The 15,214-nt window shown below is 49.4% G+C and carries 13 protein-coding genes and 2 pseudogenes; 7 read left to right on the top strand and 8 right to left on the bottom strand.

What is annotated here, in order from left to right; genetic code table 11:
* Positions 1-3: 3 nt before the first annotated feature.
* Both E5E97_RS09875 and msrA read right to left on the bottom strand, forming a co-directional pair.
* The gene (locus E5E97_RS09875; protein ID WP_005403706.1) at positions 4-264 is read right to left on the bottom strand and encodes a glutaredoxin; all 261 of its coding nucleotides are present in this window, start codon (positions 262-264) and stop codon (positions 4-6) included.
* A gap of 3 nt (positions 265-267) precedes the next feature.
* Positions 268-756, bottom strand: a complete 489-nt coding sequence (gene msrA / locus E5E97_RS09870; protein ID WP_069785042.1) for a peptide-methionine (S)-S-oxide reductase MsrA — start codon at positions 754-756, stop codon at positions 268-270.
* 122 nt (positions 757-878) lie between these two features.
* On the opposite strand from msrA, the gene E5E97_RS09865 reads away from it, so the two are divergent.
* The 3 genes from E5E97_RS09865 to E5E97_RS09855 all read left to right on the top strand — a co-directional run bounded on the left by E5E97_RS09865 (position 879) and on the right by E5E97_RS09855 (position 3,980).
* The gene (locus tag E5E97_RS09865; RefSeq protein WP_069785041.1) at positions 879-1,814 is read left to right on the top strand and encodes an AraC family transcriptional regulator; all 936 of its coding nucleotides are present in this window, start codon (positions 879-881) and stop codon (positions 1,812-1,814) included.
* Between the two features lie 2 nt (positions 1,815-1,816).
* Positions 1,817-2,557 carry a hypothetical protein gene (locus E5E97_RS09860; RefSeq protein WP_011711659.1) on the top strand — a complete coding sequence of 247 codons (741 nt, stop codon included), beginning with the start codon at positions 1,817-1,819 and terminating at the stop codon, positions 2,555-2,557.
* A gap of 382 nt (positions 2,558-2,939) precedes the next feature.
* On the top strand, positions 2,940-3,980 hold the full coding sequence (locus E5E97_RS09855) for an IS630 family transposase (RefSeq protein ID WP_163136448.1): 1,041 nt from the start codon (positions 2,940-2,942) through the stop codon (positions 3,978-3,980).
* Positions 3,981-4,572: 592 nt separating this feature from the next.
* On the opposite strand, the gene E5E97_RS09850 is transcribed toward E5E97_RS09855, so the two are convergent.
* The gene (locus tag E5E97_RS09850; RefSeq protein ID WP_171280222.1) at positions 4,573-5,691 is read right to left on the bottom strand and encodes a hypothetical protein; all 1,119 of its coding nucleotides are present in this window, start codon (positions 5,689-5,691) and stop codon (positions 4,573-4,575) included.
* A gap of 182 nt (positions 5,692-5,873) precedes the next feature.
* Positions 5,874-6,961 (bottom strand): IS3-like element ISKpn10 family transposase gene (locus E5E97_RS09845; protein WP_099368947.1). Its coding sequence is split into 2 segments (ribosomal slippage): positions 5,874-6,709 and positions 6,709-6,961, totalling 1,089 coding nucleotides; the frame shifts between segments, so codons are not numbered across the junction.
* A gap of 162 nt (positions 6,962-7,123) precedes the next feature.
* Here E5E97_RS09845 and E5E97_RS23755 point away from each other — a divergent pair.
* The 4 genes and pseudogenes from E5E97_RS23755 to E5E97_RS09830 all read left to right on the top strand — a co-directional run bounded on the left by E5E97_RS23755 (position 7,124) and on the right by E5E97_RS09830 (position 9,916).
* Positions 7,124-7,363, top strand: a complete 240-nt coding sequence (locus E5E97_RS23755; protein WP_367396483.1) for a DUF4172 domain-containing protein — start codon at positions 7,124-7,126, stop codon at positions 7,361-7,363.
* Positions 7,364-7,441: 78 nt separating this feature from the next.
* Complete coding sequence (locus E5E97_RS09835) at positions 7,442-8,863, top strand: IS66-like element ISKpn15 family transposase (protein WP_171280220.1); 1,422 nt, start codon at positions 7,442-7,444, stop codon at positions 8,861-8,863.
* A pseudogene (locus E5E97_RS23675) lies at positions 8,864-9,031 on the top strand (DUF4172 domain-containing protein); the annotation flags it as partial.
* Positions 9,032-9,094: 63 nt separating this feature from the next.
* Positions 9,095-9,916: a Fic family protein gene (locus E5E97_RS09830; protein ID WP_253265150.1), complete on the top strand. Its 822-nt coding sequence runs from the start codon at positions 9,095-9,097 to the stop codon at positions 9,914-9,916.
* A gap of 387 nt (positions 9,917-10,303) precedes the next feature.
* Here E5E97_RS09830 and E5E97_RS09825 read toward each other — a convergent pair whose 3' ends face one another.
* The 4 genes and pseudogenes from E5E97_RS09825 to istA form a co-directional block, all read right to left on the bottom strand.
* The gene (locus E5E97_RS09825; protein ID WP_139127910.1) at positions 10,304-10,777 is read right to left on the bottom strand and encodes a hypothetical protein; all 474 of its coding nucleotides are present in this window, start codon (positions 10,775-10,777) and stop codon (positions 10,304-10,306) included.
* Between the two features lie 856 nt (positions 10,778-11,633).
* Positions 11,634-12,501: pseudogene (locus E5E97_RS09820) on the bottom strand (IS5 family transposase).
* A gap of 232 nt (positions 12,502-12,733) precedes the next feature.
* Positions 12,734-13,489: an IS21-like element ISAs29 family helper ATPase IstB gene (gene istB, locus E5E97_RS09815; RefSeq protein ID WP_000194037.1), complete on the bottom strand. Its 756-nt coding sequence runs from the start codon at positions 13,487-13,489 to the stop codon at positions 12,734-12,736.
* Positions 13,490-13,503: 14 nt separating this feature from the next.
* Entirely contained in the window at positions 13,504-15,045 is a 1,542-nt protein-coding gene (gene istA / locus E5E97_RS09810) for an IS21-like element ISAs29 family transposase (RefSeq protein ID WP_001274811.1), read from the bottom strand.
* Positions 15,046-15,214 lie beyond the last annotated feature (169 nt).

Raw genomic sequence — 15,214 nt, 5'->3', positions numbered from 1 at the left:
TCTTTAGCTATCAATCCACGAGAAGAAGTCTGTAGCACTACCAATGAATTCTCCATCCACAAAAACTTGCGGTACAGTTTGGAGATTTGTTCTTTCCTTCAACTCCAGGTAAGTCTTCGGATCGTCGTCTACGCGAATTTGTTTGAAATCGACCTTTTCAGCAGTTAGGTAATTCTTCACGCGTGCGCAAAATGGACAATGGTCTTTCGTATAAATAACAACATTCTTAAGTGCTTTCATTTTTTCCTCGTTCATTTGGTTCATGATTTAGTCTCTTTCAAAATGGCAAGAGTATCCGCTGGGATTCCTCTGCAAATAGTTTTGGTGATATGCCTCAGCGTCGTAGAATTCTTTTTCCAGGGTGACGGTCGTGACCACTTCATTCTCGAAGCGACCGATCTCATTGACCTCATCAATCACGTTTTCGATAATCGCTTTCTGTGCATCGTCACGATAGAACGCTGCCGAGCGATACGAAGTGCCAACATCATTTCCTTGGCGATTCTTCGTAGTCGGATCATGGATTTTGAAAAAGTAATGTAGAATCTCTTCGAGAGATATTTCGTCTTGGTCGTATTCCACGCGAACCGCTTCGGCGTGCCCCGTTTTCCCTGTTATAATATCGGCGTAGGTAGGATCATCAAAATCTCCGCCAGAGTAGCCCACCTTCGTTGACGTCACACCGTCCAGACTCCTAAGGAGGTCTTCGAGACCCCAAAAACACCCTCCGGCAACGATCACATAATCTAGTTTCATAAAGCCTCCTTAGTTTTCATCCACTTACTGATTAGACTGACTTTACAGCATGTAAAATAGATATAATATGTTCAATAGTTCGTATAACATGACCTATTGGACAGTTTACGTAGGAGCTATATATGGATGTTCTCAGTGAAATTTTAGATAAGGTAGAGCTTACTAGCAGCTACTGGTATAGAACCTCATTTGCGGGAGACTGGGGCATCAGCCTCCCGCAGGAAGAGAATCTAGCGAGATTTCACATCGTGACTCATGGCGAGTTTTGGTATGAGGTGCCAAAACTTAAACTTAAAGCATTGGCGGAGCAGGGCGATATTTTGATCTTTTTCAAAGGGATGGAGCACACCATGGCCAGTGCACCAAAAATCAAGGCCGAGCCTGCGGTCGAATTTAGAGCTAAAGCCAACCTCACCGAAGCTCAAGTTTTGGAATACGGTGATCAGAGCAAGCTCAAAGCCAACGTCGTTTGCGGACATTTTTGTTTTAATGGCGGACCCGATCATCCATTCTTAAATTCGCTGCCAAATGTCGTGCATATCAAGAGTGCTGATAACTCCCACTCGCCTTGGCTTGCCATGCTTTTAAGTATTATAGAGCAGGAAGCAAAATCAGGGCTTCCTGGAAGCAACACGTTAGTCAGAAAGCTGACCGAAATTATCTTCGTGCAAGCGTTAAGAATCCACATGTACAAATCCAATAAAAATGCTGGATTCTTCAAACTGATCGAAAATCCGCAACTCAGCAAAACCTTGGAGGCTATTCATCATAGTCTCGATAAAAAATGGGGTCTTGACGATCTCGCCGGGATTGCGGGGATGTCGCGTACGAGCTACAGCGTCAAATTTAAGGAGCTGTCAGGCATGACACCTCTTGATTATTTAACCTATTGTCGGCTTGAAAAAGCAAAGCAGCTGCTTAAAGAATCCGGTAAGTCTGTTCCCGAAGTGAGTGAAGCCATTGGGTATCCGGCACATGAACACTTTCAAAAGTTGTTTAAGAAAAAAATTGGCAAAACTCCTAGCGCGTACAGAAAAGAAAATTCTGAAAAGGTGTAAAAATGAATATCTATAACTCTCCTGTTACCAAAATAGCTTTCTGGGTCATAGTCATTGGTGGTGCGGCTTGCCTGCTTATCCCTTTGTTTGCACCTCTTCTTCCGCTGCAATATTTGAAAGGTTATGGCGAAATAGGAGATGTTCTTGGAGGTATTTCAAGCCCATTTGTACAAATTCTGGGTTCAGTGCTTCTCTTTCTGGTGTTAAAAGCTCAGATTGACGCTAATGGCATCCTCCATCAGCAAATCGAAAAGGAATATACGAAGGAGCAACTGAGGCACGAGTTGAATCAGCTTCACGAACTTTATATGTTCGTCGAAAGAAACATTAAAAATTTTAGCTACGATCAGGAAAAGATGATTGATGGCAAGTCGCAAATGATCCTTTTGCATTCCCGGCGAGCGATTAAATGTTTCATTGAGGATCTAGAGAGCTTAGATGTTGATATTCACAAAGATGACGACATTTTAAGGTTCGACGGGGTTAAAGAAATTATGAGCATTTTGAACAGCGTTGACCTATATTTCGACAAAATCAAAGACAGCGAGATTGCACCTTATCATAAGAGTTTTTATAAAACGCTTATGCAGCACGAACTTCTCTTCAGCGTTTTTCCTTATCAAGATCTCGACAATCAAGCGTACTTAAAACAAGAGCATTGCCCAGAGTGTGGTGAATATCATGCAAATTATCCGCCACTGATTTATGACCGGTTACAGAAAATTAAAAAAAGTTTCTCCTGATGTATTATGGATATTTATTCGGTATCGGTCCTACCAAAAAGCTATTTGTAGTATCTCGAGTACGTGCTGTGGTGTAGTAATTCCAATCTTAGAAAACTCAAAGCTTATTCTGAAACTATCGGAATTGTCGGTTGGGTGAGACTTAGTCGCCCCGTAAAGCCTTATCGGGGCGGCAAAGATAACTTTTTATATCACTGCTATTGATGACGTCCTTTGTTTACTAAAGTTGTAAGCCCTTATTCTTTGTTTTAGACCTTCAACCACTCCGGGCTTGTCACTAAATAACTGTGCGAAATAGTAGATCACTCAGGTAAGGGAACTCAATGCGGTTTGCGCGATCAGATCAGTCGTCAAACAAACCAAACCCACAAACGCATTGAGTATGAACAAAATAGCATTTTTGTACGGCGCTGAAACGCGCAGGTTAAAGAAAATTATTCATAAAACACGAGATAGAGACCTTTGCCGCCGTGCGAATGCCGTCTTGCTGGTGTTGAAAGGTAAAACCAAGTCAGAGGTTGCGAGCCTACTGCAAGCTGGCCGCTCATCGCTTAACCGCTGGTTGAAATGGTATGACGTTGCCGGTGTTGATGGTCTAAAAACTAAAGGCGTTGGTCGCCCCGTTAGGCAGAATCGGGATTTTATCTGTGGCGTGCTGAAAATATTGCTGAAGTACACGCCAAGGACGCTTGGATATCAGCGTTCACGCTGGAGTACTGAGTTGTTTGCGCTGTTACTGAACAAGTTATGCAACATTCAGATCCACAGTTCAACAATCAGACGCTGGTTGCCCAAAGCAGGAATTGTCTGGCGGCGAGCTGCGCCAACGCTTTATATCCAAGACCCGGATAAAAAGGAGAAACTGGCGGCTATCCGGGAGGCGCTGGCAGATAACAGTGTTGACCACCCGGTGTTTTACCAGGATGAAGTTGATATCCATCTGAATCCTAAAATCGGTGCAGATTGGGGGCTCCGTGGCGAACAGCGTAAGGTAGCAACACCAGGACAGAACAAGAAACATTATCTGGCGGGAGCATTACACGGCCAGACAGGGCAAATCGTTTATGTAGGTGGCGAGCGCAAGACCAGTGACTTATTTATTGAGTTGCTGGAAAAGCTTAAAGGCCAATATCGTCGGGCTAAGAGCATTCGGTTAATCGTGGATAATTACATCATCCACAAGAGCAAAAAAACGCAGAAGTGGCTGAGTGACAACCCAAAGTTCAAGTTACTGTTCTTGCCGGTTTATAGCCCATGGCATAACAAAATTGAAAAACTGTGGCATGCACTGCACGAAACGATAACCCGGAATCATCAGTGCAAAAACATGGATGATTTACTGGAGCAGGTTTACTACTTTATGGACACTGCCGCACCGTTTCCGGGCGGCAAGCATGGACTAAAGCGGGTGTATCACAATTAGGATCAGTTATTTAGGGAAGGTGCGAATAAGTCATATGGCACGAGAGCATTTACTGGTAACCCATTGATATTAAATGACTAAAATTTTCATTTTTTGTTCTTGGGATACTTGTTCGCACTTTCCCTAGAGCGAGGTAGCTGATAGGCTAACCCCCCCCTTAAGAACGCTTCAAAAACAACCAACCTCATCTTTTTTCGAACTTTTTTCATTTACCCCACTTGAAAAAATCGAAAAACTGTCCATTTACTATTATTGAGAACAATTAAAAAATTTAAGAATTTCAACATTCCGCTGCTTCGCAGCGAAGATAATCCAGATTTTTAATTCCTTCGAGCTAGCGTTCCTTAAAGTAAGAAAATTGCACTTACAATAAGAAATTACTAGAATATAGTGTGTCAACACTCATCTTTTGAGTGAATTATCTTTTATTAAAGTAATTAGCACACCTAACTCAGCAAGATCTAAATGTAGTGCGTGAGAGGCAATGATTATTTTCATGTTTTAACACGCCTCTCACACTGTCGACAGCTGTCGATTACAAATAAAAACTCAACACAAAAGATAAAAAATATCTTTTCTAGTTAATTCCGCCTTAGTCATATGAGCCGTGATCTTCAAATACGATTCCATCATCAAAATGTTCTTGACATAGCTTATCTACGACTCGCTGAGCCTTGTGATGCAAGACCATCTCTAGAGCTGGTAATGTCAGTGCAGGAAAAGTCTGCCCTTGGATAGTGAATGTATGCTTGTCACTACCCGCATGCATATCATAAGTTGTGGATGTATCGACCTCATTTAGGAGATCATACCCAATACTCTCTGCAAGAAGTACCCATATCCAACAACGATATAAGTCTTCCTTTTCATAGTTGCTAATCAACTTGTGCATTGCGTTAATAGACCCTTTTAAAGCAGCTTTAATCCACCAGTAATGTGCATGCTGCATATACCTAGCATCTTCGCATTTGACTGCTACAGTTTCATGATACGTGTAGTCTTTTAATACATTCATATATAAAGAAACATCAAGCCGATGGGTTGACAGTAACTCTATAGCCTCCATATCAAATCTCATCGCTGATTTTTTCAAGTGATGAAGCCAATAAACGTATCGTTCTTTATCTTTGCCAACTAATGAATTAATATCAGCTCCATTAAAGCCACTGGCTATTCTGTACAATTTTTGATGAAGTTCAAAATCGGTAAATGACGAGGCATTTCGGTCTGCAAATGCACTTAACTGGACCAATCCCTGGTGTACTAATGGCGAATTAAATTCATTCTGTTTAAACATATTCATTAATTCCCCAGCATAATGGTCTGAGGAGCTAAAGCGGCTAGCAGTAGTCGAATTAGGAGGAAGTTGACCATGCTTAGTCATGTCGTCGTCGTTAACACGACGCCTTAAAATCTCTCTTACACGTAGGCTTATAATACCCGCCTGCACTAACGATGTGGCCAATTTCTGAGCGGCAAGCTCAGGAATACTAATACCCAGAATATTAGCTCTAGCCTTAATTGCACTTACATCCAACGCAACCTGCCATTTCGTATTACTGAGCAGAATCGCATCAGCTTGCAATGACGCGTAAGTACTGTAGCCATAGGCCGCAGCAATCATCTCGTAGATATGACTACGTTTGAGGGAGATGCCTAGTACATCTTTGAGCTCAAGCTGGGTTGTGTGGACGAACGCTTTGATGGTCATGATCCAATCTCCTAGTCCTACCCTGGGGTATACATCGCACGTTTAATCCATCCAAGGTGAGGATTTGAGGTTGAGATCATGTTGCTTGAGAGTAGTAACCATTTTGACTCGTGCGAAAGTCTGGCCGGTCAGCCGAGACAAATGGTAATCCCCCCATTTTTAGGGGCATTCAAAAGTAGAGGTCATGCGGCCTGTGCCAGACGCTGTTTCGGCGTGTAGCCACCCAGCGCCATATTGGGCCGCTCATGGTTATAAACCCACAGCCAGTTCGTGGCAAACTCCTGTAGTTCATTCAGTGACTCAAACAGGTAATGGCCCAGCCAGTCGTAGCGCACCGTGCGGTTAAACCGTTCGATGTAGGCATTCTGCTGCGGATTTCCTGGCTGGATATAGCCCAGGGTTATCCCCTCCTGTTTCGCCCATCGCTTGAGCTCTTCGCTGATGTATTCCGGGCCATTGTCACATCGGATAATGGCGGGCTTACCTCGCCACGTGATCACCTGCTCCAGCGCCCGTTTGACTCGTGAGGCGGGTAAGGAGAAATCCACCTCGATGCACAGCGCTTCACGATTGAAGTCATCGATCACATTAAACAGCCGCACCGAGCGGCCATCGCTGAGCTGGTCATGCATAAAGTCCATCGACCAGCACTGATTAGGCTGGTCGGGAACCGCCAACGGCTCTGGCTTAGCCCGAACCAACCGTTTCCTGGGTTTTATCCGCAGATTGAGCTCCAGCGCCCGATAGATCCGGTATACCCGTTTGTGATTCCAGCCAAAGCCTTGGACGTTGCGCAGGTACAAAAAGCATAACCCGAAGCCCCAGTTGCGCTGGCTGGCCGTGATACGTAGCAGCCAATCGGCAATTTCCTGGTTTTCATCGACCAGCACGGGCTGATAGCGATAGCAGCTTTCACTGACCTTGAAGATCCGGCAAGCCAGACGGATGGATATGGCGTAGTGAGTCACGGCTTTGGTCGCCATCTCCCGGCGGGCAGATGGCGTTACCACTTTTTTGCCATGGCCTCGGTGATGATCTCTGCCTTGAGGCGCTCCTCGGCGTACATCTTCTTGAGGCGGCGGTTTTCGTCCTCCAGCTCCTTGAGTCGAGCCATGAGGGAGGCATCCATCCCCCCGAATTTGGAACGCCACTTGTAGAAGGTGGTCGTGCTGATGCCATGCTCGCGGCAGAGCTCCGGGACGGGAGCTCCAGCCTCAGCTTGTTTGAGGATGGCGATGATCTGGGTATCGCTAAAGCGTGATGTTTTCATGTAGAACCTCCTGCGTTCAAGGTACGGGAAAATTCTACTTATGAGCACCCTGGTTTTTCGGGGGGATTACCAAATCATAACCTAGTAAGTGGCACTGTCCAAGAGTCCATTCTCGCCCCGAGCCTCTCCGACACCCAGTAGACCAGCACTGTGAGTTGTGTCATGAGCCGAATGATGGCTATTATCGGTTCATACTGTGAGCCGAATAAGGTGTCAATTCGGCTCATTTGTGGCATTGCACTGCTTGCCCGCGACACAAAATCAGCGAGATTATCGATGACCGTAGACTGGATCTGGCAACACGATGAGTGGCCCAATTTTTGCTGGCAAGACCGGCAGTTACTGCCAAGGCTACGTCTGGCGCACCGCAATCTGGGTAAGTATTCACCGGAACAGTATTGACACAGGAAAAATGAGACGATCGTCTCTTGATCCCACTTTCCTGCTTGCTTGATCCTGCTCCTTAGATACGCTCCCCCCATGAGCAAAAACACCATGCATTCCGCGGGAATGCCCACCACTCCGGAGCAGGCCAACGAGCTGATTTATAAGCTCCTCGACCGCATCGCCGAGCTGGAGGACCGCCTCAATCAGCACAGCGGCAACTCCTCCAAGCCGCCTTCCAGCGACGGCCCCGGTGCACCGCCGCCGGCCCGCAAGCGTCCGGCGTCCGGCAAGCAACGGGGGGCGCAGCCCGGTCACAAGGGACATCGCCGCGAGCGGCATCCGCTTGATGCCCGCCTGACCCTGGTCCCGCATTACCCTGCCGCCGATTGCGCTTGCTGTGGCGGGGACATGGTGGCCCATGCCAAACCCTATCAGGTTCATCAGGTGTTCGAGCTGCCCGAGGTGAGCTATCTCGTCACCGAACACCAACTGTATCGTGCGACCTGCTCACGGTGTATCGGCACGACCCAGGCCGCACTGCCAGACAACGTCAGCAGCAGCCAGATGGGGGCCAATCTGCTCAGCTACATCGCGCTGCAAAGCGGCCAGTTTCACCAGAGCGTCAGCCAGATACAGCAGCAGCTCAAACAGCATTTCGGCCTGAGTTTTAGCCGGGGCGCCATCAGTGAGGCGCAGGGGCGGGTGAGTGCCATGCTCACCCCGACCTACCAGGCCATCAAGCAGCAGGTGCAGACGGCCACCCACGTTCATGCCGATGAGACCCGGCATCAGCGGGGTGGAGAGCGCCGCTGGATGTGGCTGGCGCTGAGCAAGATAGCCGTCTGCTTCATGACGGCCTATGGCCGTGGTCAGGAGGCGGCCAAGCGGCTGCTGGGCGCCGAGTTTGACGGGGTGCTGGTGACCGACCAGTACGCCGGCTACCGGTTTATCGACGCCGACCAGCGGCAACTGTGCTGGGCCCACGTGGCCCGCAATCTCGCGGCCATCGCCGAGAGTAGCGAGCAGTGCAACCAGCCCATCGGTGCCCGGTTGGTCTTGCTGGCGGATGCGGTGTTTCGTACCCGGCACCGTTGGGAAAGCGGTGCGTTGAGCAAGCAGAAATACCTGCGCAGGCTCGCGCGTTACCGGCAAAGCTGGCGAAGCCAGTTGGAGCGCGGCGCCCTGTTGTGCAGCAAACGCTACCGTGGACGATGCCAGTTGCTGCTGCGGGATGACGAGATGCTGTGGCGGTTTATGACTGACGACGAAATAGCGCTGACCAACAACGAGGCGGAGCGGGCGCTGCGTGGCTATGTGCTCTGGCGCAAGGGTAGCTACGGCGTGTGGTCTCACCGGGGCGAGCTGTTTCGCCAGCGCATCCTGTCGTTGGTGGAGACCGGCAAGCGATTGGGCCGCTGCCCACAGGAGTGGTTGAGGGCCGTGGTCAGGGCGTGCATCGAGAAGACAGATTATCCCATCCCGGCAGAACTGATGCCGTCAACCCCGTCCTGGTGAATAGATACCAATCTGGGACTACTCCAGGGCCTTCATTTATCAGCTCACAGCACAACACTGGCGCATCAGACACATGCCCTAGATACGCTGCTGGCCAATGTCGTCGCGTCCTCGGCTATCGAGAATCAACAACTGAACTCTCAGTCGTTACGTGCATCTCTGGCATGTCGCCTCGGGATACTGGAGCAGTCCCCCTACCCGACCTCAGTTAGATCCGAGGGACTGGCCGCGATGATTGTGGATGCAATTAACAGTGATGAGCAGTTGACGCTTGAACGCCTGCTGCAATGGCATCGCTGGCTTTTTCCCACAGATGACCGGAGATCGCATCAGATACGTGTTGGCCAGCTGCGTGGTGATGAGCCGATGCAGGTGATATCCGGAGCACGAGATCGACTGACCGTGCATTTCGAGGCACCACCACGAGAGGGGCTGGAGGAGGCATTGGCGACATTTGTCGACTGGTTCAGAAGCAGTCTCGATGAGCCCTGCCTAGATCCATTTCTGCGAGCCGCCATCTGCCATCTCTGGTTTGTCACGTTACATCCGTTTGATGACGGTAACGGACGGATTGCCCGAGCCCTCACCGATCTTGCACTCTCTCAGGCCGACAACCAGAGCATCAGTCTGTATGCAATGTCGACCGTGATTTTCGAGCGTCGAGCTGATTACTATCGCGCTCTGGAGCAGACTCAGAGAGGAGGCTTGGATGTCACAGAGTGGCTGGTTTGGTTTTTGGACACACTCAACGTCACGCTGGAACAGGCCCAAGAATCATGCACACATGCGCTTGCTCGAAACCGCTTCTGGCTGCTACACGCTAGTGACCAATTGTGCCCTGAACAGGTGATGATACTGAACCATTTGCTCGACGGTTACACACAGGACGGCCTACCGTATATTAGTGCCAGCCAGTATCAAAAAATTGCTCAGGTGAGCAAATCTACAGCCACGCGCCACCTTACTGATCTACTGGAAAAAAACTGCCTAGAAAAAGGGGCAAGTGGAGGCGGTAGAAGTACCCGTTATAGGCTCAAATTGACAAATCACTGATAAAGGGACTCAAATAGCCGGGACTACGCTGGCCAACATTCAGGATCCAGCTCTATATCCACACATTTGAGCTACGTCACGGCCACACGATATCCAACCATTCACTCGAGAATGACTTGACGCAAAACATACCAGAAGGACAGAGGGGAATTTTGCATTAGTTTAGGTGGTAATGGACCTCAATAAGGGGGCTGTAAACAAGCTACTGTGTTTCCAGCCCCACATACGTTGAGAATGCTATTTTCATCAAATTTGGAGTTTACGTTTTCGGTATGGGTGTTTTAAGCACCTACATACAACAATTTAAATTCCAGAATTGCCAGCAACACATTGAAACAAGCAAGATTAATCTTTAATTGTTCAGCATTAAAACTAAACTCACATCAATCATGGCTTTGCTTTTAACAGCACATCAACAGCCATTTTAAAATTCTTTAAAATAGTAGAGTCATTCACATTTTCAGACCCCATCTCTGCAAGAAACTCCTCAGCAGATTGGTAGTCATTACCTGGTCTATAGTAACTGGGCATGTTACTTTGGGCCCAACCAGAAAGTACCTGGTCATAAGTAACAGCCCTATCATTCTCATCATCGCCCAATGATGCCACGATATCATCATAATACATCTTAATAGATACATTATCTAATGCACTTGCTACAGATTCTGCAATGTCATGATTTAAAATCACAAATGCAGGGAAGTCATGGAGTTCATGAATATGGTTATAGTTTTTGAGCACAACATGCTTATCAAGGGGGCGGATAATTTTATTCAGGTTAAATCTACCCCTCAAAAGTTCAAGAGCTTCATTATGAGTCTCGATATCAATCGCACAAATATCATCGTTTACTTTTCTCATTACAATACTACCTTACATGTTAACATGGAATATTTCGCCACTTGTGTTTATCTATTGGTAGTTGAAGCTCCGCGAATAGCGGGGAGCTTATTACCAAAAATGACTTTTAGGTTAAAGTGCACCCATTCATCATTTGTAGATGTGAATGTATAGCATGCACCTTGTTGAAGTTAATTTAGGCTGATTTCATATAAATGGCAATAGCAAACAACAAAAAAAATCGAAAATATTTTATTCTGAAATTTTAATTGGTTTTTTGCTCTCTTTTTATTGTCAAAATGAGGGATTTCAAACGATGGAAATCAAAAAAACATTCACAGAAAAAGTTTTTTCTCGTGAAAAAAACAATAGGTTTCCACAGAATAATCCCACCATAAAAAGTAAAAAAAAACGGCATGAAACTCTCGCAAAAAATGATGCGATTATGAAAAAAAATGCTTAGGTGTTTTGGCAAAAATCGTGGCTTTTTTACGTGCGTAAACTGAGGTTTCTATGAACCTACATGAGCAAAAAATCGATTAGTAACAGACGTAGAAGGAGTAGACGTTACCGTGTGATAGATCTGATTTTTGTGTCCAGATCTCATGCAGGAGTCGGCACAATTCATGCTCATGTTTGTTGTAGCCTGAGCACGGAGCGTGAGTTGGTAGGGTAAGGCAGGTATGTGAAAGAAAAGTGCTTGCTCCAGGGCATCAATCTCCCCACCTCTAGGGAAGGTGCGAATAAGCGGGGAAATTCTTCTCGGCTGACTCAGTCATTTCATTTTTTCAGTTTGAGCAGATCTTTTCTCCCGTAAATGCCTTGAATCAGCCTATTTAGACCGTTTCTTCGCCATTTAAGGCGTTATCCCCAGTTTTTAGTGAGATCTCTCCCACTGACGTATCATTTGGTCCGCCCGAAACAGGTTGGCCAGCGTGAATAACATCGCCAGTTGGTTATCGTTTTTCAGCAACCCCTTGTATCTGGCTTTCACGAAGCCGAACTGTCGCTTGATGATGCGAAACGGGTGCTCCACCTTGGCCCGGATGCTGGCTTTCATGTATTCGATGTTGATGGCCGTTTTGTTCTTGCGTGGATGCTGTTTCAAGGTTCTTGCCGGGGCGCTCGGCGATCAGCCAGTCCACATCCACCTCGGCCAGCTCCTCGCGCTGTGGCGCCCCTTGGTAGCCGGCATCGGCTGAGACAAATTGCTCCTCTCCATGCAGCAGATTACCCAGCTGATTGAGGTCATGCTCGTTGGCCGCGGTGGTGACTAGGCTGTGGGTCAGGCCACTCTTGGCATCGACACCAATGTGGGCCTTCATGCCAAAGTGCCACTGATTGCCTTTCTTGGTCTGATGCATCTGCGGATCGCGTTGCTGCTCTTTGTTCTTGGTCGAGCTGGGTGCCTCAATGATGGTGGCATCGACCAAGGTGCCTTGAGTCATCATGACGCCTGCTTCGGCCAGCCAGCGATTGATGGTCTTGAACAATTGGCGGGCCAGTTGATGCTGCTCCAGCAGGTGGCGGAAATTCATGATGGTGGTGCGGTCCGGCAAGGCGCTATCCAGGGATAACCGGGCAAACAGACGCATGGAGGCGATTTCGTACAGAGCATCTTCGATCGCGCCATCGCTCAGGTTGTACCAATGCTGCATGCAGTGAATGCGTAGCATGGTTTCCAGCGGATAAGGTCGCCGGCCATTACCAGCCTTGGGGTAAAACGGCTCGATGACTTCCACCATGTTTTGCCATGGCAGAATCTGCTCCATGCGGGACAAGAAAATCTCTTTTCTGGTCTGACGGCGCTTACTGCTGAATTCACTGTCGGCGAAGGTGAGCTGATGACTCATGATGAACCCTGTTCCATGGCTCCAGATGACAAACATGATCTCATTGCGTATTCCGGCGAAGTTGAACAGCCATTCCGGCCAACGTGAACACCCTGATCCTTAACGCGCTCACGTCACCCCGTTTCTAACTCGAGTGTTCAGATTGGGTCAACTCACTTCTCCTCTTTCTCATCGATTCTCCCTTCAGTGACAGCCGGTGAGCGTTGTGCATCAGCCGGTCCAGGATCGCATCTGCCAGAGTGTTGTCCCCCAAGCTCGCGTACCACTCTTCCGTTGGCAGCTGACTGACCACGACCGTCGAGTATTTCCCGTACCGATCATCCATGATCTCCAGCAGGGCGTTGCGCTGCTCGGCATTCACCGCTTCCAGTCCCCAGTCATCCAGGATCAGCAGCTCTATCCTTGCCAGTTGACCCAGCAGTCTGGCGTAACTGCCATCTACCTTGGCCTGGCTCAGCTCAAGTAGCAGACGCGGCAGCCGGTAGTAACGAGTGCTGTGCCCCTGCTGACAGGCTTGGTAGCCCAGCGCACAGGCTAGGTAGGTTTTTCCGCAGCCACAGGGGCCGGTAATGAGCAGGTTCTGGCCCCGGCGCAGCCACTCTCCTTGGGCCAGGTTTGCCACCTGTGACCGCTCCAGGTTGCGTGCAGACTGGTAGTCCACCTCTTGCACCGTGGCCTGGAGTTTGAGCCTCGCCTGCTTGACCAGCCGAGCTTGTTTACGCTGCTCCCGGCTCAGTTGTTCGTGTTCGACCAGCAGGCTTAGCCGCTCGATGAAGGGCAGCCCTTCGTAGGTACTTGCCTGTTCCAGTTGTTGTTGCACGGCATCCGCCATGCCGGTCAGTTTCAGGTGTCTCAAGCGGGTCAGCGTTTGTTGGGTCATGGGACGTATCCTCTTTAGTGGAAGCTCTGGGGGCCACGGATGTTCTCGTGCTCTTGCGGTAACTCTGGGTAGCTCAGCGGGCTTGCGGGCAGTTGGTCGCGGCCACTGGTCAGCACCGACTTGAGCTGTTTGAGTCGCACCAGACCTTCCCGGTTGGCCAACTGGCAACAGGCTTCAACCCGTGATGGCGGATACTCCCGGCTAAGACTCAGCAGCCCCAGGCAGAGTCGGTATGCCTGCTCGGCATGGGCTTTCTCTTCCAACCGTTCGCTAACCCAGCACAAGGTGCTCGGTCCGATGTCAGCAGCCCACTGTTTAAGACGCCCTGGGGTCCAGCGTTGCTGCTTGCTGTGACGTTCCGGCATGTGCTCAGGGAGCGTGCTCATCCCCGGGATGGTTTTACGTGGATGGCTCGCGACCAGCTGTTGCTGGTGATAGACCTGAAGCAGTGTGTCGCCTGCATGGAGCTCCAGTTGCTGACCCACATACTGGTGCGGCACCGAGTAATGGTGCTGCTCATAACTGACGTGATAGTCGATGTTGACCTTGACCGTTTTGATGGCGACATAGCGATAGGGATGCACCGGCAGTGGTCCCAGTGCCGGGCGGTCCAACTGCTCAAATGCGTCACGTCGGTTACCGGGCAGTTGCTTGAACGGACGCTCGTTGAGTTCGTTCAGCAAGGCACGGATGCACTGGTTGAGTTCGGCAAGCGAGAAGAAGGTCTGATGGCGTAGACGGGCCAGGATCCAGCGCTCGACGATCTGCACACCCACCTCCGCCTTGGCCTTGTCCTTGGGCTTGTAAGGACGAGCTGGCATCACCGCCACCTGATAGTGCTCGGCCAACTGCTGGTAGCTGGGGTTGAGCTCGGGATCGTATCGGCAAGCCTTGCTGACACCGCTCTTGAGGTTGTCGGGGATCAGCAGTGCCGGTGTCCCGCCGAAAAACTCAAAGGCACGGACATGGCTTTGCAGCCAGTCCGGCAGTGACTGTGACCAGGTGGCCTCGGCAAAGGTGTAGTTGGACGCACCGAGCACGGCGACAAAGACTTGTGCCTGACGGACCTCACCCGTAGTCGGCGACACGATGGGCACCGTGGGCCCGCAGTAGTCGATAAAGAGCTTTTCCCCCGCCTTGTGGATCTGGCGCATGGAGCGCTTTTGCAACTGACACCAGGACTTGTAACGGTCACAGAACTGGGAGTAGCTGTAACAGCTATTGGGATAGCGCTGGGTGTACTCCTCCCAGAGCAGCTGTTTGGAGACCCCCTTGCGCTTGAGCTCCTGATGGACAGAGGGCCAATCCGGCACAACATGGCGGGCCGAGATGGTGGTATCGGCCTGCGGATAGAACAGGGCAGCCAGTCGGCCATCATCAAGCTCGGTAGGTAAGGGCCAGGTAAGGCCGAGCGCCTGGGCACTTTTGAGGAGTTTCTGGATGGAGCCGACACTGACCTTGGTACAGATACTGATTTGGCGAACAGAGAGGTCAGCTTCCAGCCGCAGTCGCAGTACTTCACGAATTTTACGCATTGCAATCCTCTTGGCAGACATAGGCTCTTCCCTGGCAAAAGGGAGAGCGTATCAAAGGTTTTTAAATCAATGCGTTAAGGATGATTCCGGTGAATGTGAACAGTGATTCCGGGATGTTGAACACTGTTTCCGGAAAGGAGGGGCGAAGTGTTCAGGTTGAACCGGAATGAGCGTTCACATTGGTCCGGAA

Source organism: Aeromonas sp. 2692-1, assembly GCF_013085505.1.
In the GTDB taxonomy this organism is placed as follows: domain Bacteria; phylum Pseudomonadota; class Gammaproteobacteria; order Enterobacterales; family Aeromonadaceae; genus Aeromonas; species Aeromonas hydrophila.
Note: the sequence above shows the minus strand (reverse complement) of the source record. Positions and strands in the feature narration are given on the sequence as shown.